The following is a 24,227-nucleotide window of genomic DNA, read 5'->3' as shown; positions in this document are numbered from 1 at the left end:
GGATTGGGCGGGGAGGCGGGGATCTGGCAGAATGGTTGGCTGAGTCCGTCCAGGTTTGTGCAGCCCTCTAACTCCACGGCCTGGCTCGGCCCATTCGAGCGGTCACTCGTTGTCCCCACGACGCCGTGCTGCTCACCCAGACATGTAATCCCAAGGGAGTTCCCGCAAACGTGGCAGTCAAGATCCGTTTGAAGCGCATCGGCAAGAAGCGTGCGCCGCACTACCGCATCGTCGTGATGGACGCCCGCGCCAAGCGTGACGGCCGCGCCATCGAGGAGATCGGCCTGTACAACCCGAAGACCGAGCCGTCGTTCATCCGGGTCGAGTCCGAGCGGGCGCAGTACTGGCTGGGCGTCGGCGCGCAGGCGACCGAGGCCGTCGAGGCCATCTTCAAGGCCTCCGGTGACTGGCAGAAGTTCAAGGGCCAGGACGCTCCGCCGCCGCTGCGGGTCAAGGAGCCGAAGCGGGACAAGCAGGAGATCTTCAACGAGGCGCTGGCCGAGGCCCACGGCACGCTGAAGACCGAGGCCGTCACCGCCAAGAAGACGGCGAAGAAGGCTGCCCCGAAGGCGGAGGCCAAGACCGACGAGGCCCCCAAGGCTGACGAGGCCCCGGAGGCCGCCAAGGCTGACGAGGCCGCTGTCGAGGCTCCGGCCGCCGACGACGCCAAGGCCTGACGGTGATGGAGACCGAGGCGCTGGAGCACCTGGTCCGAGGCATCGTGGACAACCCGGACGACGTGAGCGTCCGGGCCCGTAACCTGCGCCGCGGCCGGACGCTCGAGGTGCACGTGCACCCCGACGACATCGGCAAGGTGATCGGCCGCAACGGCCGGACCGCCACCGCGATCCGCACGGTCGTCGGAGCGCTCAGCGCCGAGCAGTCGCTGCGCATCGACTTCGTCGACGAGTTCAACAAGCGGCCCCGCCGCTCGAGCTAACGAACTCCGCTGAAGGCCGCGTTCCCCAAGCAGGGGGACGCGGCCTTTTTCAGTGCCAGGCGCTCATGACGTGTTTCAGCCGCGTGTAGTCCTCGAGGCCGAAGACCGAGAGGTCTTTGCCGGTGCCGGACTGTTTGAAGCCGCCGTGCGGTAGCTCGGCAGGCAGCAGCTGATGGCAGTTGATCCAAACCGTGCCGAAGTCCAGCTCCGCGGCCAGCCGGGTGGCGCGGCCGTGGTCGGTGGTCCAGACGCTGGAGGCCAGCGCGAGGTCGACACCGTTCGCCAGCCGGATCGCCTCGGCCTCGTCGGCGAACGGCTGCACGGTCAGCACCGGCCCGAAGATCTCCCGCTGGACCACGTCGTCGTCCTGCCGAGCCCCGGCGATCACGGTCGCGTCCAGGAAGTACCCCGGTCCGCGGCCGGTTCCACCCGCCACGATCTCCGCGTGCGCCGGCAAGCCGGTCAGGAACTCCTCGACCCGCCCCTTCTGATCCGCGCTGTTCAGCGGCCCGAACGCCACCTCCGACTCATCCGGCCCACCCGCCCGGCTGGCCCGCGCCGCGGCACTGAGCTCGCTGACAAACTCCTCGTACGCCGACTCCTCGACCAGCACGCGAGTCGCGGCAGTGCAGTCCTGGCCGGCGTTGAAGAACCCCGTGAACGCGATCTCCTCGGCCGTTCGCCGCAGGTCGGTGTCAGCGAACACCAGCGCCGGCGCCTTCCCGCCTAGCTCCAGATGGACGTTCTTGAGCGTCGGTGCGGCTGCGGCCATCACCTCAGCACCAGCCCTCGTGCTACCGGTGATGGCGACCATGTCCGGCCGCCGGTGCGTGACCAGCAGCCGTCCGGTGTCTCGATCCCCGCAGACCACGTTGAGCACGCCCGGCGGCAGCACCTCCTGCGCCAGCTCAGCCAACCTGACCGTGCTCCACGGCGTCGTGTCGGCCGGCTTCAGTACGACGGTGTTCCCGGCTGCGAGTGCCGGTGCGATTTTCCAGATCGCCATCATCAGTGGGTAGTTCCACGGCGTGATCTGCGCGACCACGCCGACCGGCTCCCGGCGTACCGACGAGGTGAACCCGGTCTCGTACTCCGCCTGCGCGATCCCGGTCAGCACCCGAGCCGCACCGGCGAAGAACCGCAACTGGTCGATGCAGGGGAGGAGTTCGAGCTCCCGCGTCGCCGCCCGCGGCTTGCCGGTGTTGCGGACCTCGCACTCGATGAGTTCGTCCGCATGCTCGGCCACGAGATCCGCCAGCGCGAGAATCGCCTGCTGCCGCTGGGCTGGCGTCGTACGGCGCCAACTCGGGAAGGCCTCGGCCGCAGCACCGACCGCCGCATCCACCTCGGCCTCCCGACACAGCGGCGCCGTACCGAGTGCCTGCGCAGTGGAGGGATCGACGAACTCCATCGCTGCGGCCGCACCCACGCTCTTGCCGCCGATGACATTGCTCAGGATGGTCACGCGGCACTCCCGTCGATAGTGAGCTGAATCAGGGTCGGCCGGTCCGCGGTGAGTGCGGCGCTAGCGAGTTCACCCAGTACGGCGGCCGATTCCGCCTCCACCCCGTACGCACCAATCGCGCGCGCCATGGCCGGCAGATCCGGCTGATAGAGGTCGACCGCCTGCGGCACGATCCCGCGATCCACCATCTGCTCGCGGATCTCGGCGTACCCGCCGTTGTTCACCACAACGATCGGCAGTGGCAGCCGGAGCTCGGTCGCGGTGACCAGCTCCTGGATTGTGAACATCGCGGCACCGTCGCCGAACAGCCCGATCACCGGCCGCTCCGGCTGCGCGACCTTCGCACCGATCGCAGCCGGCAGGCCGTAGCCGAGGGTGGCGTAGCCGGTCGGGTACAGCAGGCGGTTGGCGGTCGTGAACGGCCAGTGGTGGACCGTTCCGTAGTACGTGACCTGCGAACTGTCGCCCGCGATCACGGTGTCGCCCGGGAGCGCGGCGGCCAACGATTGCTGGATCGCTGCCCACGGCCCGGCATCCCGATCGGCATCAGCGCGAATCGCCTTCTGCCACTCCGCGACATGCGTGGTGTCGAAACGCTTAGTCGTGAACTGCAGCGCCTGCTGGGCGTCACCGACGATGCCGAGATCGGCGCGCAGGTTCTTGTCCTGCTGCCCCGGATCGACATCGATGCGGATCACCTTGGCAGCCTGGGCGATCCCACCCCACAGATCCGAGTCACCGAGTTCGGTGCCGACGGCAACTACCAGATCAGCCTCGGTGATCACCCGATGAGCCGCCGGCAGCCGGATCGACGCCCCGAGCGCGACCGGATCATTCTCGTCGACGATGCCTTTGCCGTTGACCGTCGTCAGCACCGGTACGCCGCTCGCCGCCAGCGCACGGATCTCCGCAGCCGCACCCCGCGCGCCGCCGCCCGCGATGATCAGCGGTCGCTGCGCCTGCGCAAACGCTGCGGCGATGGCAGCCACATCGACCGCGTCTGGTTCGGTCAACCCCGCCGCGATCGCCGGCCGCCGTACCCACGAACCCTCCAGCACATCGACCGGCACCTCCAGATGGACCGGCCGCGGTCGCCGGGACGTGAACCCGGCGAAGATGTCCGCGATCACCTCCGGCAGCTCGTCCGCACTCTCGACGCGGATGCTCCGGTCGCACACCGCGTCCAGCGCGCCCTGCTGGTTCTTCAGCTCGTGCAACCAGCCGACGTCCTTGCCAACCATCCCCCGCGGCGGGCCGGGTGAGATCGCGAGCGTCGGCACCGAATCGGCATAAGAGGTTGCGAGAGCAGTGATCGCGTTTGTGATCCCTGGTCCCGAAGTCGTGATCAGCACGCCCGCGCCACCCGTCACCCGCGCGTATCCGTCGGCCGCGTACCCGGCGCCCTGCTCGTGCCGCGTCACGATGTGCCGGATCCCCGAAGCAGGCAGGTACCGATAAATCTCCAGATTGTGCGTGCCCGGAATCCCGAAGACATGCCGGACTCCGTTAGCCACCAAGCTGTCCACGACGGCCGCGCCGCCCGTCACCCCCTCAACCACGGGGCGCCATCGCGCTGATCAGTTCGTACGCCGCATGCGCCGCCGCGATCCCGGTCACCTCTGCGTGGTCATAAGCAGGCGCCACCTCGACGATGTCCGCACCGACCAGGTTCAATTCGGCGAACGCCCGCAGCATCTGCAACAACTCTCGACTGGTCAGCCCACCGGCCTCCGGCGTCCCGGTCCCAGGCGCAAAAGCCGGATCCAGTACGTCGATGTCCAGCGACACGTACGTCGGACGATCACCGACCCGCGCCTTGATCCGCTCGACCGCCCCACGCCACCCGTGGTCGTCGAACTGATGCGCGCCGATCACCTGGAACCCCAGCACCTGGTCGTCGGTCAGATCCTCCCGCGAATACAGCGACCCGCGGATGCCCACATGCAGCGACCCGGTCTGGTCGATCAGACCCTCCTCGGAGGCGCGACGAAACGGCGTACCGTGTGTGATCGGCGCACCGAAGTACGTGTCCCACGTGTCCAGGTGCGCGTCGAAGTGCACGACCGCGATCGGCCCGTGCGCCTCGTGCATCACCCGCAGCAGTGGTAGCGCGATGGTGTGATCGCCACCGATCGTCAGCGGCTTGGCGCCGAAGCCGATCACCTCGCGCACACCCTCGTCGATCTGCTTGACCGCTTCGAGAATGTCGAACGGGTTGCAGGCGATGTCACCAGCATCAGCTACTTGCTGCAGCGCAAACGGCTCCACGTCCTGCACCGGGTTGTACGGACGCAGCAGCTTGGACGACGCCCGGATATGGCCCGGGCCGAAGCGTGCACCGGGCCGGTAGCTGACACCGGAATCGAACGGTACGCCGATCACCGCGACATCCGCGCGCGCCACCTCATCGATCCGCGGCAACCGCGCGAACGTGGGCGGGCCGCCGTACCGGGGGATCCTGGTCGCGTCCACAGGGCCTTGGAATTCGGTCATCTCAGAGCACTTTCTGCAGGAAGGTCCGGGTCCGGGCGTGAGTGGGATTGCTGAGCACCTGCGCGGGTGGGCCGGCCTCGACGACGGCGCCGGCGTCCATGAACACCACCCGCTGGCAGACCTCCCGAGCGAACCCGATCTCGTGCGTGACCACGATCATCGTCATCCCGTCAGCCGCCAGATCCTTCATCACCTCGAGCACCTCGCCGACCAGTTCGGGGTCGAGGGCGGAGGTCGGTTCATCGAAGAGCATGAGCGTCGGCCGCATCGCCAGGGCGCGGGCGATCGCCACCCGCTGCTGCTGGCCGCCGGACAGCTGGGCCGGGTACGCCGCTGCCTTGTCCGCAAGGCCAACCCGGTCGAGCAGTGCGAGCGCCTGGCTACGAGCTGCGGCGCGTGTCTCGCGTTTGACGAAGACAGGCGCCTCCATCACGTTCTCGACCGCGGTGCGGTGCGGGAACAGGTTGAACCGCTGGAACACCATCCCGACGTGCCGCCGGGCCGCCGCAGTCTCGCGCGGGCGCAGTTCGTACTTGCGGCCGCCATGGCGCCGGTAGCCGACCAGTTCGCCGTTCACACTGATCTCGCCGCAGTCGATCCGCTCGAGGTGGTTGATGCAGCGCAGGAACGTGCTCTTGCCCGAGCCTGAGGGCCCCAGCAGCGAGACGACCTCGCCGGCCGCGACAGTCAGGTCGATGCCCTTCAGCACCTCGACGTCGCCGAACGACTTCCGCACGTTGACCGCCTCGACCATCATCGGAGCACTCCACGGCTCATACGGTTCTCCAACCGGTTCTGGACGACGGTCAGGATCGTGGTCAGGACGAGGTACCAGAGACTGGCTACGATCAGCAGCGGGATCTGCTGGAAGTTGCGGCCGTAGATCAGCTGGGCGGTCGTGGTGAGCTCAGGCAACCCGATCACCAGCACGAGCGAGGTCAGCTTGAGCATCGAGATCGTCTGGTTGGCCGTCGGTGGCACGATCAGCCGGGCCGCCTGCGGCAGGATCACCCGCCGGTAGGTGATCCACGGACTCATGCTGAGAGCCTCCGCCGCCTCGCGCTGCCCGGAGTCGACCGAACCGATCCCGGCCCGGACGATCTCGGCCATGTACGCCGCTTCGTTCAGTCCGAGCCCGAGGATCGCGGCCGTGAACTGGGTGATCACGGTGTTCGTCGGCCAGCTGATCAGGTCGGGTCCACCGAAGGGCAGTCCGATGCTGATGTTCGGTACGACGGTGCCCAGGAAGAACCAGAACAGCAGTTGCACGAGGATCGGCGTACCGCGGAACAGCCAGACGTAGCCGCCGGCAACAGAACGCAGGACCGGGTTCTCGGACAGCCGCATCACCGCGAGGATCGTGCCGAGCACCACCCCGACCAGCATCGCGATCACGGTGAGCTGCAGGGTCTTGACCAGGCCGAGCAGGATCGACTTCTCGAACAGGTAGCCGGCCACCAGGTCGAGCCGCAGCTTCGGTGCGGTCGCGACGAAGTGCACGAACACGGCCAGCAGGAACACGATCGCGGCGGCCGCGACCCAGCGGCCCGGATGCCGGAGCCGGACGATCGGTTCGTCGGCGGTGCTCATCTCACTTGCCCTGGTTGATCGGCGCGTCTTTCAGTGCCTGGTCGGTGAGGTTCCACTTCGCCAGCAGTGCGTCGTACGTGCCGCTCTCGATCACCTTCTTCAGCGCGGCCTGGACGGCGTCGCGCAGCTTCGGGTTGTTCTTCGGCACCGGGATGCCGACGGGCAGCGTGCCGAACGGCTTACTCGCGATCTCGAACGCGTCCGGCGCCTGCTTCACGTTGTAGGCCAGCGTCAGGTCGAGCGCTAGTACGGCGTCCGCGCGGCCGGACTGGAGTGCCTGGACCGCGCTCGCCTGGTCCGGGAACGGCAGCTTGGTCAGCTTGCACCCCTTCGCGATCTCGTCGGCGGTCAGGTCGCCGGTCGCGCTCTTCTCCACCGCCACCGTGCGCCCGCAGAGATCCTTCTGCTCCTTCAGCCCGTTCTTGTTGCCCTTGACAACCATGAAGGAGACGCCGGAGCTCAGGTAGTCGACGAAGTCCACCGTCTCCTGGCGAGCCTTCTTGTCGATCATGCTGGTCATCGCCAGGTCGTACCGGCCGGCGTTCAGACCGCCGATGATCCCGTCGAAGTTGGTGTTCTGGAACTCGAACGGCACGCCGAGCACCTGCCCGAGGGCCGCCCCCAGGTCCGCGTCGAAGCCGAGCACGGTTTTGTTGTCCTCGGCAAAGAACTCCATCGGCGGGAAACTCACCCCGGAAGCGACCCGGACCTTCCCGGCCGACTTGATCGCGTCCGGCAGCAGAGCAGCGGCGGCATCGTCCTTGGCCAGGGCGGGCGTCGTACTGCCGCCACTGGGGGACTCGACCGCATCAGGTGCCGCACACGACACCATGGCCGCGGCGACGGTGACGACTGTGACGACGAGGGCGAAGCGTGGAATCCGCATGGTGGGTTCTCCCGGACGGTCGGGCCGATGTTTCGAGAATGTTTCATGACAGGCAACAAAGGTTGTCGTACGAGCATCGGGGGCGGCATGATGGGGTGTCAAGGAGTTGTCCTTTGTTTTTCCGCCTGATGGAAGGTCTTTCGATGCGTCCGTTGCCCGTGTCGCCCTCGAACAACGAGATCCGGATCGGCTCCCGGCTGCGGGCCGCCCGGCAGGCACACGGCTACACCCTCGACCAGCTCGCCTCGGCCGCCGGCCTCACCAAGGGCTTCCTCAGCCGCGTCGAGCGGGACGAGACCTCGCTGAGCGTCGCCTCACTGATCACCTTGTGCGAGGTGATGAGTCTCGACGTCGGCTCGCTGTTCTCGGTGCCGGACGTCGCGCTGGTACGGCGTGATGGCGCGCCCGCGATCAACCTGGGCGGAGCCGGTGTCGACGAGCGGCTGATGACGCCGCGCGGGCAGTCCCGCGTCCAGGTGGTGCATACCGACGCGGAGCCGGGTGGCACCGGTGGTTCGGACTTCTACACGATCAACTGCGAGTACGAAGTGGTCTACGTGATCACCGGCAGTATCGAGATGCTGTTCACCGACCGCCGCGTCCAGCTGGCCGCCGGTGACGCGCTGACCTTCCCCGGTGGCGAGCCGCACACCTGGGTCAACTCCAGCCCGACCGACCCCGCCGAGCTGATCTGGGTGCTGACCCCTGCGCCCTGGAGCGGCAGCGCCTGAGAGACTGTGGCGTTATGTCTGGGCTTCGGGAGGAACTGCGGTGCTGGTGATTGTCGGTCGGATCGGCCGGGCGCACGGGATCAAGGGCGACATCGGGATGATCGTCCGGACGGACGACCCTGACCTGCGCTTCGCTGACGGAGCGAAGCTCGTCACGACCACCAACCCGCCGCGGACCCTCACCGTGGAGTCCAGTCGCTGGCACAGTGGGCGGTTGCTGGTGAAGTTCGTCGAGTCCCCGGACCGGACTGCTGCCGAGTCGCTGCGCAATCTGGAAGTCCAGGCCGAGATCGGCGAGGACGAGCGGCCGGAGGACCCCGAGGAGTACTACGACCGCGAGCTGATCGGTCTGAAGGTTCGCACGACCACGGGTGACGAGGCGGGTGAGGTGATCGACGTGATCCACCTGCCCTCGCAGGACCTGCTGGAAATCCGGCGTCCGGCGGGCAACGCCGTACTGGTGCCGTTGGTCGAGGAGCTGGTTCCGGAGATCGATCTGGACGCGAAGTACGTGACAGTCGCGGACCGGCCGGGCCTGCTCGACCCTGAGGGTGCCGAGGTGGTTCCGTCGGAGCCGGGAGACGCAGCCCGATGAGGCTGGACGTCCTCACCATCTTCCCGGAGTACCTGGCCGCGCTGGACGTCTCACTGGTCGGCAAGGCGGCCCAGAGCGGTCTGCTGGACGTCCACCTGCACGATCTGCGGCAGTGGACCTACGACCGGCACCGCACCGTCGACGACACCCCGTACGGCGGTGGCGCGGGCATGGTGATGAAGCCGGAGCCATGGGGTGAGGCGCTGGATGCGGTCGCGCCGCCGGACGGGCCTGCCCAGCCCCGGCTGATCGTTCCGACGCCTGCTGGGCGGCCGTTCACCCAGGCGCTCGCCTACGAGTTGGCCGAGGAGCCCTGGCTGGCGTTCGCGTGCGGGCGCTACGAGGGCATCGACGCCCGGGTCGCGGCGTACGCCGGGGAGCGGATGCGCGTCGACGAGGTGTCGATCGGCGACTACGTGCTGAACGGCGGTGAGGTCGCCGTACTCGTGATGGTCGAGGCGGTGGCCCGGCTGCTGCCCGGTGTGATCGGCAACCCGGAGTCGCTGGCGGAGGAGTCGCATTCGGGCGACGGGCTGCTGGAGTACCCGGTCTACACGAAGCCCGTGAGCTGGCGGGGGCACGACGTACCGGAGATCCTGCTGTCCGGGAACCACGGCAAGATCGCCGAGTGGCGTCATGAGCAGTCCGTCAGCCGCACTGCGGAGCGCCGTCCGGACCTGCTGGCCGCGTGGGGCGACGTACTGGCCGGGAAGGACGATGCGGATCAGGTTCGGATTCTCCCGGCCACCCCCGGCGATGCGGGGGAGATCCACACCCTGCAACTGGCCGCCTTCCTCTCCGAAGGACGCCTGTACGACGACTACTCGATCCCGCCGCTGGTCGAGACGGTCGACGCGGCGGCCGAGCGTCTCCAGCAGGGGACCGTCCTCAAGGCCGTCGCAGGCACTCGCATCGTCGGATCGGTGCAGGTGACTGTCGACGGTTCGGTGGCCTACATCGGCCGGATGATCGTCGCTCCCGACTGGCAGGGCCGCGGGCTGGGCACCCGGTTGCTGAAGACGGCGGAGAAGCTCGCGCCGGCCGAGGTGACGACGTACGAGCTCAACACCGGCGGGCTCAGCGAGCGGAACCTGGCCGTGTACAAGAAGGCCGGCTACCGGGAGTTGCGGCGCGAGGCCCAGACTCCGAAGGTCGATCTGGTGCACCTCGGGAAGCGCCGCCGTCGGAAATAGTGTCTGTCACCCTCTGTTGCCGAAGGGCGCTGATTTCGTCACGGTGTGGGGCATGTGGCAAGATTGTCTGCTGCTGCTCTTTCGGTGCTCCTGCCACAGGGGGTGACCACCGACTGGCAGCTTTTCAACGACTTTCACCAACCACCTTCGTGGGTGACCTGTGGCACGCGCGAGAGAAGAGACACCTGATGACCAACATCCTGAACGAGCTCGACAACGCGAGCAAGCGCGACGACATCCCGGCCTTCCGCGCCGGTGACACCGTCAACGTGCACGTGAAGGTCGTCGAAGGCAACCGTTCCCGCGTCCAGGTGTTCAAGGGTGTCGTGATCCGCCGTCACGGTGGTGGCCTGCAGGAGACCTTCACGGTCCGCAAGGTCAGCTTCGGTGTCGGCGTCGAGCGCACCTTCCCGATGCACACCCCGATCGTCGAGAAGGTCGAGGTCGTCACCCGCGGCGACGTCCGCCGCGCCAAGCTGTACTACCTGCGCGAGCTGCGCGGCAAGGCAGCCAAGATCAAGGAGAAGCGGGACAACGTCCCGGCCTCCTGAGCCACGTAACGACGACGGTCACCTATGGCGCCGAGCACTGCGACTCGCGCTCGCCCTCGCTCGGCACCACGGAGGGCACGTCGCAGCAAAGGACGTCACCGCAGGCTGAAGCAGCGGAACCCGCTGCTCAGCCTGTTGACCGAGATGACCACCGTGACGGTGCTCGCACTCGTCATCACGGTGGTCCTGCGGCTGTTCGTCGCGGAAGCGTTCTACGTGCCGTCGGAGTCGATGTACAACACGCTCACCAAGGACGACCGGATCCTCGCCGAGAAGATCAGTTATCTGCATCGTGACGTCGACCGCGGTGACATCGTCGTCTTCAAGGACCCCGCGAACTGGCTGAACGAGGAGCCGGCCACGCCGGGCCCGTTCCGGCAGGTCGGTGAGTTCGTCGGCATCCTGCCGCGCAGCGGTGAGGGTCACCTGGTGAAACGGGTGATCGGGCTGCCCGGCGACAAGGTGATCTGCTGTGACCGCAACGGACGCGTCACGGTGAACGGGATCGCCCTGGACGAGCGCGAGTACCTGCTCAAGGGTGCGCACCCTTCCGACATGCCCTTCAACGTCGTCGTACCACCCGGTCAGCTGTGGGTGATGGGCGACAATCGGGCCCAGTCGGCGGACTCGCGGGCGCACATGGGCGGTCCCGGTGGCGGGTTCGTCCCGATCAAGAACGTGGTTGGCCGGGCCTGTTGCGTAATCTGGCCGTCTGACCGGATGACGATGCTGCGTCCTCCGGAAACCTTCAAGAAGCCGGGGCTGAAGAAGTGACCGATACACCGACGAAGACGGCCGCCGCCAAACCCGCCCATCGTTCGGGCTTCGCGGCCGCCGCCCGCGAGTTCGTGCTGATCGTCGTCGGAGCGCTGATCGTCTCCTCGATCCTGCGCGCGTTCGTCGGCCAGATGTTCATCATCCCGAGCGAGTCGATGGAGAACACGCTGCTGGTCGGTGACCGGGTCGTCGTCGAGAAGATCACCGACGTGAAGCGTGGCGACGTGGTCGTCTTCGAGGATCCGGGCGGCTGGCTCGGCGCCGAGGAGAGCGGCCAGAAGCGCGGCTCGGTCGGCCGGTTCTTCGAGGTCGTCGGCCTGCTGCCGGACTCCAGCCACGGTCACCTGATCAAGCGCCTGATCGGGATGCCGGGCGACAAGGTCGAGTGCTGCGACACCAAGGGCCGCCTGCTGGTGAACGGCCAGCCCCTCGACGAGACCAGTTACCTGTACCCCGGTGACGCCGCCTCGCAGATGGAGTTCCAGGTGACGGTCCCGGCCGGCCGGATCTTCGTGATGGGCGACCACCGCTCCGCCTCCGGCGACTCCCGCGTGCACCTGCAGGACGTCGACGCCGAGGGCGGCAACCCCGGTGACGCGGCCTTCGTCCCGCTGGACAAGGTCACCGGCCGCGCGATCCTGGTCGTCTGGCCGGCCGGACGCTGGGACAAACTCGGCGTACCGGACACTTTCAAGGCCGTTCCCGCGGCGGCCGGGCCGCCTCCGGCCAAACCCGTCATCTCCCTGACGCCGCCTCCCAAGTAGGAGACTCCGATGAGCGTGTTGCCCCGGGGGAGCACGGTGCGCCGTGACGCCGGGCTGTACGGGTACGAGCGGGCGCTCCGTCGGGTCGGCCTGGATCCGATCGCCGGCGTGGACGAGGCCGGGCGCGGACCGTGTGCCGGCCCGCTGGTCGCGGCCGCGGTGATCCTGCCGGACGGCAAGCGCGGTCAGATCCCCGAGCTGGCCGATTCCAAGCTGCTCACCGCCAAGGCCCGCGACCGCTGCTACGAGGAGATCCGCAAGCGCGCGGTGGCCTGGTCGGTGGTCTCGATCGAGGCCCCCGAGTGCGACCGCCTCGGCATGCACGTGGCGAACCTCCAGGCGCTTCGCCGGGCCCTGTTCCGGCTCGACGTGCGGCCGTCGTACGTGCTGACCGACGGCTTCGGGGTCGACGGTCTCGGCGTACCGGGCCTGGCGATCTGGAAGGGTGACCGCGTGGCGGCTTGTATCGCCGCCGCATCCGTGATCGCCAAGGTGACCCGGGACCGCGTGATGGAGCACTGGGACCAGGAGTACCCGCAGTACGGTTTCGCCATCCACAAGGGCTACTGCACGCCCGAGCACCAGGCGGCACTGGACGAATACGGCCCGTGCCCGCAACATCGACGGCGGTTCGAGAATGTCCGCCGCAGTCTGCGGCCCGATATGGGACAGAATGTCACCAGTCCCACCGGAGTGGAGAGCAGTCGATGAGTGCTGATGATCTCGAGAAGTACGAAACCGATATGGAGCTGCAGCTCTATCGGGAGTACAAGGACGTCGTCGGGATCTTCAAATATGTCGTAGAGACCGAGCGCCGCTTCTACCTGTGCAACGCCGTGGACCTCAAGGTCCGCACCGAAGGCGGCGACGTCTACTTCGAGGTGACGATGGCCGACGCCTGGGTCTGGGACGTCTACCGGTCCGCCCGCTTCGTCAAGAACGCCAAGGTCGTCACCTTCCGCGACGTCAACATCGAAGAACTCGCCAAGTCCGACCTGGAAGTCCCCAAGGACTCCGACTTCGGCCGCTGACCCCGGGGCCCCGGGGTCAGGCGGTCATGGCCTCGCGGACCTTCGCCGTGTCCACGAACTGTTCGAAGCGGACGATCAGGCCACCCCGTACGACGAAGTGGTGGGCGACCCGGACATCGATCGACCGCGTGGTCGCCTTGTTGACGGCGGTGTACCGCGCCAGGACGACCACGTCCTCCCCGTCCACGACGTACTTGTCGTCGTGCGCGGCCCAGCCGTCCCACTCGGCGGCGAGTCGCTCCATCACGTTCGAGGTGACGCCGTCAGGAGTGCGGTAGGTGCCCGCGAGCGGGAAGCCGGCCATCTCGGTCCACTCCACGTCGGGTGCCAGGGTCGCGCGCAGAGCGTCGAGATCGCCTGCGGCCGAGGCCAGGTACTGACGCCGGACCACGTCGGCCGGCGCAGTCGAGGCTGCGAAGTCGGTCATCGTCAGTGGCCCCAGACCATTTCGCCGGTGGCGACCTTGGCGCCGATCTGCGCGGCGATCAGCATCCCGTGGTCCGGGTACCGCTCGACGAGTGCGGCCGTCAGTGCGGCGCCATCGGCGGCGGTCGCCAGCTCCTTCTCGAAGGTGGTCAGGTACTCCCGCGTCGCCGTGATCGCGCTGGCGTCCGCCGCCGTGCCAGGAAGCCGATGCCCCGGTACGACGAGTTCGGGCTCGAGAGCGGTCATTTCGTCCAGCAGGTCGATCCACGCCGCCCTGTCCTGCGGGGTCGCGGTGTCGGCCACCCAGACGTGCTCCTGCTGGAAGAGCAGGACTCCGCCGAGAATCGCGCGCTGCTCCGGCTGCCAGAGGTATTGGCGACCGGCGGGATCGCCCTTGAGCTCGAAGTGATGGCCTTCGACCGTCAGATCGCCGGTCAGCGGCTCGATCGCCACCAACCGCGTCGGCAGGTTCGTGCCCAGTGCGGCCCAGGCGCCGAGTTTGCCCTCGTAGCTGCCCTTGATGTGCTCGAGAACCGGGGGAGTGGCCACGAATCGCGCAGTCGGGAACGCATCGGCGATCACCTCGGCGCCGAAGTAGAAGTCCGGGTCCCCGTGGCTGATGAAGACCGTGGTCAGGGTCTTGCCCGAGTCCAGAATCGCGGCCACCAGCCGGTGCCCGTCGGCGCGGGTGAACCCCGCGTCCACCAGCAGCAGGTCCTGCTCGCCCGCAACCAGAACGGCCGTCTTGTTCTGGCTGCCGACCGGAAAGTCCAGGTCGACGATCGTGAAGTCCAGCGCACTCATGGTGTCACTCCCTCGGTCGGCCCACAGGATGCAGGCGCTTCATCTGACTGAACAGAATCTGACTAAGCAGATATTTCCCGAATGGAGTGACCTGCATCACTATTGCTACTTGAGGCGGGGCAACGCATCCGTGGCGGCCCTGCTGAGCAGGCGAACATCGGCCGCGAACTGCTCGAAGTGATCCGCCGGAAGCGGAGCCACGAAGTACTGCTCGATGTTGCGCCGATGGACGGCCGAAGCCGCGACAGCGGTCCGCTCACCCTCGGCTGTGATCCGCACGAGCCTGCTCCGACGGTCGGCCGGGTCCTCGGCCCGCTCGACCAGCCCGGCGGCGATCATCCGATCGATCAGCCGGGTGACCCCACCCGTCGAGAGGACCTGCTGCTGAGCGATGGTTCGCATCGACAACCCGTCGCCGCCTGCCCGCCCGAGGATCAGCAGCACCTCGTACGTCAGATGCGTGATACCGCACTCCTCTTCGAGAGCCCGCCCGAGGATGTACTCCAGCCGGTTGGCTGCCCCGAGCAACCGGCCGAACGACTTGATCAAGTCGTCGTCCGCCGCCTCCTTGGCCGTCGAGATCTCCACTCGTTCACCCACCGCAATCCCGTCCTCGCCGCCCGCCTCAGTGCGGCGGCATGCTTTGCCTCGTCGTCGTCAGGGTAGAACGACGGGTACTGCCCTGCCGGAAGATCGCCGACTGGCGGCGGGTGATTCTCCGGCAGCGAACCTGGTCATTCCCGACACGGTGGAGGATCTGGCGTGAGCTACGTCTACATTCAGCCCTCGAACCACGAACCGCACCGCCAGTTCTCCGCGTCGAGCCTTCGCACGGATGAACGGACTCCGCTGGGCAAGGCGCTGCGGTGGCTGGCCGAAAAATCGGTCAACGAGTTCCTGGACGCACTTCTTCGGTTGTTCCTCCAGGGCGGCTGGCCGGTCCGCCTGGCTGGTGCGATCGTGACCGGCGTTGTCGCGGCGTCGGTCACCTGGCTGCTATCGGGCACGGTGCTGTCAGCGCTGCTGGGCGGTTCATTCACGGCGACCGCGATCGGTCTCGGCGCGGCGGCCGGGCTGGTGATGGGATTCAGCGGCGGCCTACTGGCAGGAGCCGGCGCCGGATGGCTGCTCTCGATCGCCGCCGAGTCGATCAGCACCGAACTCACCAAAGACCGCCTCGGCCTGTACGTCGCAGCCTGGATCGCCTGGTGTCTGGCCGCCATCGCCGGCGGCCTGGCCGGCTGGGCAGTCGGCTGGCTCGTCGACCGAGTCGAGCAGAGGTCACCAACAGCCGGTCTCGTCCTGCGAATCCTGAGCTACCTCCTCCTCTTCGCCTGCACCGCCGTCGTACTAGTCCGAACCGGTGCCTCCGCAGCCCTCTGGACCAGCCTCGCCACCCCCGCCGAGGCAGTAGGCCGACAATCCAACGCCTTCGCCCTGGGCGTCGGAACCGGAGTCATCGCCGGGATCGTGGCCGTCGCCTACCTGCTGTGGCTGGTACCCACCGGCGGAGCGCTGCATCGGCGGCACCTTCCGCTGGCCCAATTGTTGCTGGCGGCCATGATCGCGACCCTCGCCACCGTCGACTCCACCCCAGCCAGCAGCGTGGCCGTGGCCGGCGTCCTGGTCGCCGCAATCTGGGTCCTACCCTGGGCGGTCGCACTAGCAGTCTGGTCCCTCGGACGCCTGAACAGCCGGCCATGATGACCGATCGCCTCGACAACAAGTCCATCATTCGCCGTGAGCTGGCGGCCTCAGACGCGTGTGAACTGCTTATGCGCCACTACCCCGTTGGTCGCGTCCAGCATGAGCTCGAGCCCGGTTTCATCGAAGATGTAGGTCGACGTCAGGTCGGCTCCACCTACTGACTGAATCCGAGTCAGCTGATTCCCATCCCGGGTAATAACGTTCTTGGCCTTTCGCCCGTCCGCGGTCTCGGCGTCGAACTCCTGCCCGAGCTCGAACTTCATCTCGCTGTTCTTGAAGGTGCTGGTCTCTTTGATGGTCCAGATGTCTTCGGCAACGGAGATGTGGAGTACCTGGAGGACGTTGCCGGCGACCTTCCGGGTGATCATTGAGACCCCGATGGCCTTCAGGTACTCGTCGTAGTTCACGCTGGAAACCTGCTGATAAGTGCCCACGATGACATCGCTCATGCCCGGATCTTAGAGCCGGTCGTGGCGCCTAGCCGTCTCCGCGGCGAACCGCGGAGTCATCGACGTTGCCGGCGAGAAGTCCGCGGATCATGGCCCAGTCGATACGCCTGCCATCCACCGCTCGTCCACGATGTCGGCCTGCACCGACCCGTCCGCGCGGGTTCGGCAGAAGACGAGACCGGGAACATCGACGTTCCCGTCCGTCCGGTGAGGGGCGCCTCGGTCGGCTGAGTGGTAGTAAGGCGGTGCCAGGCGTCCACGCTGGCGCCGGAGTTGTCGAGGAGGTCGGCGTCGGCTCGAGGGCGAGGCAGTTCCCTTCGAGGCGACCGAGCGCAACGGCCACGGGAAGGTCCGATGCACGCCCATCGCCATCGGATCGACGGACAGTCGCGGGCTGGCCGCCTAGGCAGCGTGATCGCAGCGCCCCAGACTGAGTTCATGGTGGCCTTGGCGCCGGACCTGCTAGGCCCGGTCGGGTTGGAGCTCGCGAAACCGGTCGAACAACTGCCCGGCGACAACACCATGCCCGGCGGCTCACGCTACGAATTGAAATGGGACGGCTTCCTTGACTGAACAAGTCAAGGGTGGCGGCGATGTGCAGCGGCGGCAGGCCGCTGGAGACCATCTCGGTGGTGAACAACCGCCGGAAGTCGTGCGGCGTGAACCGGATCGGCTGCCCGGCATCGGTCAGGCCGGCGTCGGCGGCGAGCTCGCCCAGTAGCCGCCGGACCACGCCATAGGAGATGACTTCTTGGCGGGTGCCGACGCGTCGCGCGAACAGGTGCGGGAAGGGTTCGCTGTGGGGCCGCTCGATCGGGTCGTAACGGATCGACAAGGGCACCGGGGCTCCGCCCGCCTTGGCGCGGCGCTGTACGGCGAGCAGCACCGTCACCAGCTCAGGGCTCATGGGCAGGAGCCGTTCGGCGTCGGTCTTGCTGGGGACGATGTGAAGCAGCGGCACGAGCGTGCCAGTCGTCTGGGAGGTGTCGTGGCGCATCGACAGCTGGGTGAGTTCGACCATTTCTTCGATCCGGACGCCGGTGTGGCGCAGCGTTTCCACGATGGCCCATCCCAGAACCCGTCCGATTCGGCCTGCGTGACATTGACCAGGCCGTACTGCAGCCGGATCTGCGGGCCGTCAGGTGCGAGCGAGACGATCTGGGCGCGCAGCCCGCTGGCAATATTCATCAGCTGCCGTGTTGGCCCGGCCGTTCGCCGGTACGTCGTACCGTCGACGATGAACTTGTGTCCCGGCTCTGCGGCCAGAGTCGCGGCGTGCAGCCGCTCGCCCCAGTCCTTGCGTCGGGCCGCCTCCGCCACGATCGCGGGCACCAGCGGACCGGCTCGTCGTGGGATCACTCCGCCAGGTCCCTATAGAGGGCGTACGACGCGACCGTCGTACCCTCCGAATGCGCTACGACATTGACCTTCTCGGCGCCGGTGCTCGTGAGCACCTTGTCAACCAGAGCCTTCACCCTGGCCGAGCTGGTACGCATCGAGCCCAGCCCACCCACGGTCGGCAGCCAGCTCTGATTGCCATAGGTCAACGAGTAGACGCAGTACCCGTTGTTGGCCAGCAGCGGAGACAACGCCGGAAAGTTCAGCCGCTGGTTCCCGCCCAACCCGTGCAGCAGGATCACCGGCTCCGGGTGCGCAGCCGTCGGCTTGCACGTCCACACATTCGATCCGACCGGCGGAGTCGCCGGGTCGAGCGCACCAAGCGGGTCCGCGAAGAATCCGTTCACGAAGGACCACGTCACCGGATGTTCCACCGCCGCGGTGCTCGCACTCGCCGTACCGGTCATCGTTGTCGTCACCAGGACGGCACCGACCGCACAAGCCCAGAACCGGGCCCAAGGTTTAGCTCTCACAAGAAGTCCTTCCGCACAGCGGGATGGTTCTCCTCATGATGGTTGCCAACCACCCCCAGCGGGATTGTGTGCAGTCGTACGATTCACACCCCATTCCCTGTGGCACGCCACAGTCCGTCATTCCACGGCGGCCAAAGCTTGGCGGATGGTTCGAGCCGCGTAGTGAGCGCGGGACTTCACTGTTCCGATGGGGAACCGAGGCGGTGCGCGGTCTCGCCGGGCGTGTGGCCTTCGAGGTAGATGGCTGACAGTACGTCGCGGTGGGCAGCGCTGAGCCGTGCGACGGCGAGCTGCAGTGCGTCCCTGGCGATCACCGTGCAGGTGGTTTCGTCGCCTCGCCCTACCTCGCCGTGGCTGGTCAGCTCGACCTCGTGGGGTCTGGCACCGCGGATGCGAAAGGCGTCGATGGCCAGCCGTCGGGCGACTGTGTAGAGCCATCGCCGTTGTGAGTCGGGTTCGGCCGGGAGGGAGTCCAGTTGGCGCCAGACCTTGAGCATCGTCTCCTGCAGCAGGTCCTCGGCGGTCACCGAGGCGCCGGACGGAACGAGACGGCGAAGGAAGAACAGCAGCGCGCGGGAATGGGTGGCGTGCACCAGGCACAACCGCTCGTCGGCCGGCACGGTGCGGGGATCGCGGAGTTCTGTGGGCGTGGTGGCCACGCAGGTCCTTTCGCAAGCTACTTAGAACGACCGGTCGTACTATCTATATCAGGAACGATACCCCTTCCGCATCTCCTAGGATGGTGACGTGACCGACGGAGCTCAGAATCGACGAGTGCGCGTCGACGGTGTCCGGAGCCGGCGAATGATCCTGGACACGGCGGTCAAGCTGGCGACCGTGGACGGACTGGCCGGGCTGTCGATCGCGCGGCTGGCCGAGGCTGCGGGGATCAGCAAGAGCGGGCTGTTCGCGCATTTCGGCTCGAAGGAAGACCTGCAGCTGGCCACGATCGACGCGGCGACCGAGATCTACGGGCGGGACATCGTCGGGCCCGCGATGCAGGAGCCGGACTCGTCGGCCAGGCTGCGGGCCCTCTGCAACCTTTTCCTGGACCAGGTGGAGAACGACGTCTTCCCTGGCGGCTGTTTCTTCTCCTCGGTCAATTCCGAGTTCGACACCCGGCCGGGGATCGTCCGTGACCGGCTGGCCGAGCTGCAGACCCAATGGATGGAACTACTGGCTGCCGAGTACGCCGCCGCCCGCGACGCCGGTCTCCTGCCCGACGAAGAGCCGGAGCAGGCCGCCTTCGATCTCAACTCCTACCTGCATCTGGCGAACGACCTGTACGTCCTCTATCGCGACCGGTCCTACCTCGATCGGGCACGCCGCAGCATCGCGGCCTATCTCGCCACTGCCTGAGCCGAGCTGTTGCCAAGCGCAACGGATCTGCGGCCGGTGGTGACCTGGGCCACATCGCGCACTCGGCGATGAACTGCGGGCGGTCGGCTCCGTCTGTCCTCTTCGGGGGCCGGTCGGCCTCGTGATCGAGCCGAATCGGAGGATTCGCCATGTCTGTCTACCATCGCGTCGAGGTGCTGCGTGCCGAGATCGAGGGAGCGGTGTTCCTGCCCGGGGACCCGGGGTACGACGCCGAGTGCTACAGCTACAACCTCCTGACACCACCGGCGCCGGCTGTCGTCGTCGCTGCCGCCTCGGCCGGAGACGTACAGACCGCCGTACGGTTCGCTGCTGCAAACGGACTGGCGGTCGGTGTCCGAGGCGGTGGCCACATGCAGCCGCCGACGCGGAATGACGCATTGCTGATCACGCTGGACCGGATGTCCGAGGTTCTCGTCGACCAGGAACACGGCGAAGCGTGGGTCATCGGGGGCGCCCGCTGGCAGCACGTGCTCGACGCTGCCGCGCCGTACGGCCTGGCTCCACTCAGCGGCTCCGCGCCTACCGTCGGCGCAATCGGCTATCTGCTGGGCGGCGGGCAGAGCCCTGTCCTCGGCCGCCTGCACGGATTCGCCTCGGATCACGTCGTCGAGTTCGCTGTGGTCACGGCGGACGGCGAACTGCGCACAGTGAGTCGGTCCAGCGAGCCCGAACTGTTCGACGCCCTCAAGGGGACGCGGGGGAACCTCGGCGTCGTCACCGCCGCACGGATTCGCCTCTTCCCCTATCCGGCAATCTTCGGAGGCGGCCTGTACTTCGCCGGCGAGCACCTCGCGGACCTCCTGCCAGTCTGGCGTGACTGGGCCACGGCGCTCCCGGACGCCGCATCCACCGCGGTCGGCATCCTGCGACTTCCGCCGGCGCCGGAGCTCCCCGAGCCGTTGCGTGGCGCGTTCGTCGTTCATGTCCGGTTCTCGTTTGCGGGTGCTGCTGATGAAGGTGCCGCCGTACTGGCTCCGATGCGTGCGGCGGGTGTGCCGTTGCTGGACAGCGTCGCGGAGATTCCCTATGTCGCCACCGGCTCGATCTACGCCGAGCCGCCGAATCCGTTGCCGTTCGTCGACCGCAGCTTCGGAGTCCGGGAACTGCCTGACGAAGCGCTGACCGCGCTGGTCGAGGCGGCCGGACCTGACGCTGCCCTCCCGCCCGCCGTTGTCGAGATCCGTGCGCTGGGTGGCGCGCTCGACAGAGCTCCTGCCGAGGCCGACGCCGTCGTGCGCGGAGTGCCGTACCAGGTGCTGACCATCGGTGTCGGTGCGCCTCATGAGGTCGAGGCGCTCGGCAAGTCACTCGAGGTGGTCGCCGATGCGCTGCACCCATGGCGGTGCGGTGGCATGGTGAACTTCCTGCCGACCAGCGATGCGCTCGACCAAGCGGCGGTGAGCGCACTGTACGGTCCCGAACTGCATGACCGTTTGCTGGCCGTGAAGCAGAAGTACGACCCGAACAACATCTTCCGGCTGAACTCCAACCTCGCCGTCGACTAGAACCAAGTGGACCGAGGGTTCGCGGGGGGAGCTTCAGGCGAGTCGTTGGCGGAGGCCGGTGGCTCGGAGGGCGCGGCGGCTCAGGGCTGAGCGGATGGCGTCCTCGGTGCCGACGACGCGGACTCGGGGGCGTAGTCATTGGCGGTCACCAGGACCGGCCGGCCGACGTACCAGGTGTCCCAGAGCGGGTCTTCGGTTTCTTCGGTGATCCAGCGCTCGACGGTTCGGTTCCAGTGGCTGACCGCCCCAGGGGCCTTCGCGGTGCGCGCAGAGGAGGCGGTGGCGATCCAGGGCCGCGAGCGCGGCGTCGGTGTTACCGGCCTCGGCGGCTGCCCGGATCGCCAGTACGTCGGGCAGTACGGCGGACCGCAGCGTCTCGAGCGGATCGTCCTCGTCGACGAACTGCACCCGGTCCCCGCCGCTACGCAGTACGTCGAGAACCGACTCCGGCTCACCGTCGCGAACGGCCAGCGCCAGCGTGCCGATCTCACCGCCGAACCGGTGCGAAGTCCGAAGCTCAGCCGCCTTGATGTGGCCGCCGGCCACCAGGCCCTCGACAAGATCGGCCAGTACGGCGCCTGCTTCGATGGACGCGAGCTGGTCGGGGTCGCCGACCAGGACCAGGCGCGTCTCCGGCCGGACCGCCTCGAGCAGTCGCGCCATCATCGTCAGCGAGACCATCGACGTCTCGTCGACGACGATGATGTCGTGCGGCAGCCGGTTGTCCCGGTCGTGGCGGAAGCGCGTCGACGAGTCGGGGCGCTGGCCGAGCAGCATGTGCAGGGTGCGGGCGTGGAACTCGCCGACCCGGTCTCGGTCCGTTGGGCCGAGGCGCTCGGTCAGCTCCCGCTGCATGGCCTCTTCAAGGCGACCCGCGACCCGTCGTCGTTGATCGTCAGCATCTTGGCCGACAGATGCGCGCCCGTCTTCGACTCCAGCTGCCACCCGTACGACGGGCGCAGCACGCGCCCGGCCATCAGTGCAGTGGCGCCGTAGCTGAGCTTGCGCTGCAGCATCTCCTCTGGTCCCACCACGACGGCCCGCCACGTCCGCGGAGCCGCATCGGCCCCACTGGACAACCACCGCTCCTCCCAAGTGACCCCGGGAAATTGCTCCAGCCACTCCAGGATCCTGCGGATTTCTGGACGCACCGGCTTGATTCGGAACGTGTCGCCGACCCGGTCCAAGACGAACTCCAGCGTCGCGCTCATATCGAGGCACTGCACCTGCCGTCCGGCCGCCACAGCCGGAAGCGGCGGCATCGTGCCCTGGTCATAGGCCGCGTTTTCACCATCCGGCCGACGGAGTCGACGCGCGGATCCGGTACGACGCTGTTGATCGACAGCATCTTGGTCGAGGACCCGGCAGCCCAGCGTGTCTCATTTGCTTGGCGTCGCGACTCGAGCATGGCCTTACCCTCGACGCCGGACCCGCTCACGCGCTGACCAGTTCGAACCCATGGCTGTGTTCGCGCGCTGCAGCACAGCCCGGGCCGCGTGATAGGTCAGCGGCCGAGGAGTCCCTTGCCGGATCCACCACACCGGGCCGCCCTCGGTCATCGGGGGTCGCTCCTCGGCCAGATAGAGCGCCAACCACACGAACGAATCCACGCTCGCCGGGATCGTCTCCCGCAGCCGGCTGCCCTTGCTCACGACCGTGATCGTGTTCGCGCCGGCATCGACGTCGCCGCCGTGATGAAGGCCAAGCAGCTCGGTCGCCCGTGTGCCGCTCGACAGCCAAAACGACACCAGCGCTCGGTCGCGGTGGCTGCGCAACGCAGCGAACAGCGCATCCGCGGCCTCGTCAGGAATCGCTCGCCACAACGGACGAGGCGTCTTCTGCCGGTACGTCGCCCGGCGGTGAACCACGAAGTCCTCCATCGGATTGTGGTGCGCATACAACCTCTCGCCGCCGCGACCCCGCTGGGCCGGCACCGGATTAACGAGCGGCCCGAGGTCGGTCGAGCACGCCCACTCGTAAAACCCGAACAAGACACTCAGTTGGCGATTGATCGTGCGACTGGCGTACGTCGCGGCGAGCACCAGTTTCCCCGTCACAGCGTTCAATGACCCCGGCACCGGCGCATCCGGCCGACGATGGATCCGTTGCGGGTTTGGCGCTTGCTGCAGCCACTCGACGAACGACCGCACATCCAGCCGTACCGCCCGCTCCCAAGGCGTGAATTGCCGGTGCAGGAACCGGAACCAGCGCAGTAGATCGAAGGCGTAGCTCCGCAGCGTCGCCAGACTGCAATCCGAGGCAGCCAGCTCCCGCAGATAGCCCGACGCCGCCTGATGCTCCGACTCAGGGAACAGAACCCTCCAACGAAGCCCCGACTCGAACTCGACCACCCGACCCGGCTCAGCCACTGCCACGCCATACCCTCTCCCGGACGCCGTGCTGTGCACCAACTGGCGCTCAGAAGAGTTCAGTCAACTAGCCTTCTTTGAACCGTGGGTCAGCGGTTCGTGATGCGGAAGTAGTAGCCATTCGGGTCTGACAATCTGAAGTCGGTCAGTCCCCAAGGTCTCTTCTGCGGTGGACCTTCAACAGGCCAGCCGGCCATCATGACACGTCGGTACTCGTCTTCGATGTCATCGACTTCCAGCACGATCTCGGCCCCGCGCGGGACATGTCGTGCTTGCGGGTCAACAGCCTCCCAGGCGGCGCCTACTCCGATCCTGGCGACCCCGCGATCCAAGGCGATGTAGCTGAGCCGAGAGCCTTCGTGCTGCCGGTAGCGCTCGTCGAAGCCGAGGGTTTCGCGAAGAAAGGCGGCCGACGCAGCGACGTCGGCAGTGAAGATCTCGATCCGTAGAGACGGTTCCATGCGCGCAAGCGTCGTAGCTCAAGCACTGTTGAAGTCAACGTTGGGACACCTGAGCCATCACTGGTCCATCCGCTCCAGCCAGCGCTAGCTGGTGCCGGGCCTCAGTCGGGTGCTGGCCGGGTCAGGCACCAGCCCGTGGAGGTCGGGTGAACGAGGTCGAGGGTGGCCAGGGTTTCCAGTGCGCCTTCGGTGGTGGAGACGTCGAGGCCGGCTGTGATGGCTATCCGGTGGGTGGGGGC

30 protein-coding genes are annotated in these 24,227 nt (G+C 67.4%); 13 read left to right on the top strand and 17 right to left on the bottom strand.

From position 1 onward, the window contains the following. Window positions 1-170: 170 nt before the first annotated feature. Window positions 171-677 (top strand): 30S ribosomal protein S16, encoded by a 507-nt coding sequence (gene rpsP, locus E1261_RS24230; protein ID WP_132410215.1) that lies wholly within the window; start codon window positions 171-173, stop codon window positions 675-677. Window positions 678-682: 5 nt separating this feature from the next. Continuing rightward, entirely contained in the window at window positions 683-940 is a 258-nt protein-coding gene (locus E1261_RS24225) for an RNA-binding protein (protein WP_132410221.1), read from the top strand. Window positions 941-989: 49 nt separating this feature from the next. Here E1261_RS24225 and E1261_RS24220 read toward each other — a convergent pair whose 3' ends face one another. The 6 genes from E1261_RS24220 to E1261_RS24195 are packed head-to-tail and all read right to left on the bottom strand — an operon-like array spanning window position 990 to window position 7,374. Then, on the bottom strand, window positions 990-2,405 hold the full coding sequence (locus tag E1261_RS24220) for an aminobutyraldehyde dehydrogenase (RefSeq protein WP_132410213.1): 1,416 nt from the start codon (window positions 2,403-2,405) through the stop codon (window positions 990-992). Continuing rightward, window positions 2,402-3,952: a thiamine pyrophosphate-binding protein gene (locus E1261_RS24215; RefSeq protein WP_202874983.1), complete on the bottom strand. Its 1,551-nt coding sequence runs from the start codon at window positions 3,950-3,952 to the stop codon at window positions 2,402-2,404. Before E1261_RS24215 ends, E1261_RS24220 begins: the two co-directional genes overlap by 4 nt. Window positions 3,953-3,956: 4 nt before the next feature. After that, on the bottom strand, window positions 3,957-4,898 hold the full coding sequence (gene speB / locus E1261_RS24210; protein ID WP_132410209.1) for an agmatinase: 942 nt from the start codon (window positions 4,896-4,898) through the stop codon (window positions 3,957-3,959). Between the two features lies 1 nt (window position 4,899). Further along, entirely contained in the window at window positions 4,900-5,652 is a 753-nt protein-coding gene (locus E1261_RS24205) for an amino acid ABC transporter ATP-binding protein (protein ID WP_132410219.1), read from the bottom strand. Further along, a complete protein-coding gene (locus tag E1261_RS24200) occupies window positions 5,652-6,488 on the bottom strand; it encodes an amino acid ABC transporter permease (RefSeq protein WP_132410207.1) in 837 nt (278 codons plus the stop codon). Before E1261_RS24200 ends, E1261_RS24205 begins: the two co-directional genes overlap by 1 nt. Before the next feature lies 1 nt (window position 6,489). Next, window positions 6,490-7,374 carry an ABC transporter substrate-binding protein gene (locus tag E1261_RS24195; protein WP_132410205.1) on the bottom strand — a complete coding sequence of 295 codons (885 nt, stop codon included), beginning with the start codon at window positions 7,372-7,374 and terminating at the stop codon, window positions 6,490-6,492. 143 nt (window positions 7,375-7,517) lie between these two features. Here E1261_RS24195 and E1261_RS24190 point away from each other — a divergent pair, with 143 nt between their 5' ends. The 8 genes from E1261_RS24190 (at window position 7,518) to E1261_RS24155 (ending at window position 13,016) form a co-directional block, all read left to right on the top strand. Then, window positions 7,518-8,105, top strand: coding sequence for a helix-turn-helix domain-containing protein (locus E1261_RS24190; protein ID WP_132410203.1), 588 nt, complete (start codon window positions 7,518-7,520; stop codon window positions 8,103-8,105). Between the two features lie 40 nt (window positions 8,106-8,145). Beyond that, window positions 8,146-8,700 carry a ribosome maturation factor RimM gene (gene rimM, locus E1261_RS24185; protein WP_132410201.1) on the top strand — a complete coding sequence of 185 codons (555 nt, stop codon included), beginning with the start codon at window positions 8,146-8,148 and terminating at the stop codon, window positions 8,698-8,700. Then, window positions 8,697-9,893, top strand: a complete 1,197-nt coding sequence (gene trmD / locus E1261_RS24180; protein ID WP_132410199.1) for a tRNA (guanosine(37)-N1)-methyltransferase TrmD — start codon at window positions 8,697-8,699, stop codon at window positions 9,891-9,893. The genes rimM and trmD overlap by 4 nt, the downstream gene beginning before the upstream one ends. A gap of 188 nt (window positions 9,894-10,081) precedes the next feature. After that, window positions 10,082-10,444, top strand: coding sequence for a 50S ribosomal protein L19 (rplS, locus tag E1261_RS24175; protein ID WP_132410197.1), 363 nt, complete (start codon window positions 10,082-10,084; stop codon window positions 10,442-10,444). 144 nt (window positions 10,445-10,588) lie between these two features. Next, the gene (lepB, locus tag E1261_RS24170) at window positions 10,589-11,218 is read left to right on the top strand and encodes a signal peptidase I (RefSeq protein ID WP_238176399.1); all 630 of its coding nucleotides are present in this window, start codon (window positions 10,589-10,591) and stop codon (window positions 11,216-11,218) included. Further along, on the top strand, window positions 11,215-11,985 hold the full coding sequence (gene lepB / locus E1261_RS24165; protein ID WP_132410193.1) for a signal peptidase I: 771 nt from the start codon (window positions 11,215-11,217) through the stop codon (window positions 11,983-11,985). The genes lepB (E1261_RS24170) and lepB (E1261_RS24165) overlap by 4 nt, the downstream gene beginning before the upstream one ends. A gap of 9 nt (window positions 11,986-11,994) precedes the next feature. Further along, window positions 11,995-12,696 carry a ribonuclease HII gene (locus E1261_RS24160; protein WP_132410191.1) on the top strand — a complete coding sequence of 234 codons (702 nt, stop codon included), beginning with the start codon at window positions 11,995-11,997 and terminating at the stop codon, window positions 12,694-12,696. After that, on the top strand, window positions 12,693-13,016 hold the full coding sequence (locus tag E1261_RS24155; RefSeq protein WP_012922325.1) for a DUF2469 domain-containing protein: 324 nt from the start codon (window positions 12,693-12,695) through the stop codon (window positions 13,014-13,016). Before E1261_RS24160 ends, E1261_RS24155 begins: the two co-directional genes overlap by 4 nt. A gap of 16 nt (window positions 13,017-13,032) precedes the next feature. On the opposite strand, the gene E1261_RS24150 is transcribed toward E1261_RS24155, so the two are convergent. The 3 genes from E1261_RS24150 to E1261_RS24140 form a co-directional block, all read right to left on the bottom strand. Next, the gene (locus E1261_RS24150) at window positions 13,033-13,443 is read right to left on the bottom strand and encodes a nuclear transport factor 2 family protein (protein WP_202874982.1); all 411 of its coding nucleotides are present in this window, start codon (window positions 13,441-13,443) and stop codon (window positions 13,033-13,035) included. A 2-nt stretch (window positions 13,444-13,445) separates the two neighbouring features. Next, a complete protein-coding gene (locus tag E1261_RS24145; protein WP_132410189.1) occupies window positions 13,446-14,246 on the bottom strand; it encodes an MBL fold metallo-hydrolase in 801 nt (266 codons plus the stop codon). Between the two features lie 105 nt (window positions 14,247-14,351). After that, window positions 14,352-14,846: a MarR family winged helix-turn-helix transcriptional regulator gene (locus tag E1261_RS24140; RefSeq protein ID WP_132410187.1), complete on the bottom strand. Its 495-nt coding sequence runs from the start codon at window positions 14,844-14,846 to the stop codon at window positions 14,352-14,354. 162 nt (window positions 14,847-15,008) lie between these two features. Here E1261_RS24140 and E1261_RS24135 point away from each other — a divergent pair, with 162 nt between their 5' ends. Further along, window positions 15,009-15,950, top strand: coding sequence for a hypothetical protein (locus tag E1261_RS24135; protein ID WP_132410185.1), 942 nt, complete (start codon window positions 15,009-15,011; stop codon window positions 15,948-15,950). A gap of 50 nt (window positions 15,951-16,000) precedes the next feature. Here the strand turns inward: E1261_RS24135 and E1261_RS24130 are convergent, their stop codons facing one another. From E1261_RS24130 to E1261_RS24115, 4 genes are all read right to left on the bottom strand, one after another. After that, window positions 16,001-16,402 (bottom strand): lipocalin/fatty-acid binding family protein, encoded by a 402-nt coding sequence (locus tag E1261_RS24130; RefSeq protein WP_132410183.1) that lies wholly within the window; start codon window positions 16,400-16,402, stop codon window positions 16,001-16,003. Between the two features lie 436 nt (window positions 16,403-16,838). Beyond that, the gene (locus tag E1261_RS24125; RefSeq protein WP_202874980.1) at window positions 16,839-17,462 is read right to left on the bottom strand and encodes a tyrosine-type recombinase/integrase; all 624 of its coding nucleotides are present in this window, start codon (window positions 17,460-17,462) and stop codon (window positions 16,839-16,841) included. Between the two features lie 295 nt (window positions 17,463-17,757). After that, window positions 17,758-18,273 (bottom strand): esterase/lipase family protein, encoded by a 516-nt coding sequence (locus E1261_RS24120; protein WP_132410181.1) that lies wholly within the window; start codon window positions 18,271-18,273, stop codon window positions 17,758-17,760. A gap of 176 nt (window positions 18,274-18,449) precedes the next feature. Next, entirely contained in the window at window positions 18,450-18,932 is a 483-nt protein-coding gene (locus E1261_RS24115) for a sigma-70 family RNA polymerase sigma factor (protein WP_132410179.1), read from the bottom strand. 88 nt (window positions 18,933-19,020) lie between these two features. Here E1261_RS24115 and E1261_RS24110 point away from each other — a divergent pair, with 88 nt between their 5' ends. Next, complete coding sequence (locus E1261_RS24110; protein ID WP_132410177.1) at window positions 19,021-19,632, top strand: TetR/AcrR family transcriptional regulator; 612 nt, start codon at window positions 19,021-19,023, stop codon at window positions 19,630-19,632. Between the two features lie 149 nt (window positions 19,633-19,781). Beyond that, on the top strand, window positions 19,782-21,158 hold the full coding sequence (locus E1261_RS24105) for an FAD-binding oxidoreductase (RefSeq protein WP_132410175.1): 1,377 nt from the start codon (window positions 19,782-19,784) through the stop codon (window positions 21,156-21,158). A 135-nt stretch (window positions 21,159-21,293) separates the two neighbouring features. On the opposite strand, the gene E1261_RS24100 is transcribed toward E1261_RS24105, so the two are convergent. The 4 genes from E1261_RS24100 to E1261_RS24085 form a co-directional block, all read right to left on the bottom strand. Then, complete coding sequence (locus E1261_RS24100) at window positions 21,294-22,013, bottom strand: AAA family ATPase (protein WP_238176398.1); 720 nt, start codon at window positions 22,011-22,013, stop codon at window positions 21,294-21,296. Beyond that, window positions 21,998-22,369 carry a hypothetical protein gene (locus tag E1261_RS24095; RefSeq protein WP_132410173.1) on the bottom strand — a complete coding sequence of 124 codons (372 nt, stop codon included), beginning with the start codon at window positions 22,367-22,369 and terminating at the stop codon, window positions 21,998-22,000. The genes E1261_RS24100 and E1261_RS24095 overlap by 16 nt, the downstream gene beginning before the upstream one ends. Window positions 22,370-22,570: 201 nt before the next feature. Next, the gene (locus E1261_RS24090; RefSeq protein ID WP_132410171.1) at window positions 22,571-23,527 is read right to left on the bottom strand and encodes a tyrosine-type recombinase/integrase; all 957 of its coding nucleotides are present in this window, start codon (window positions 23,525-23,527) and stop codon (window positions 22,571-22,573) included. An 89-nt stretch (window positions 23,528-23,616) separates the two neighbouring features. Next, a complete protein-coding gene (locus E1261_RS24085; RefSeq protein ID WP_132410169.1) occupies window positions 23,617-23,988 on the bottom strand; it encodes a VOC family protein in 372 nt (123 codons plus the stop codon). Between the last annotated feature and the right edge of the window lie 239 nt (window positions 23,989-24,227).

The organism is Kribbella albertanoniae (genome assembly GCF_004348455.1).
In the GTDB taxonomy this organism is placed as follows: domain Bacteria; phylum Actinomycetota; class Actinomycetes; order Propionibacteriales; family Kribbellaceae; genus Kribbella; species Kribbella albertanoniae.
The sequence above is the reverse complement of the archived record's forward strand: the minus strand, read 5'-3'. Positions and strand labels throughout refer to the sequence as shown.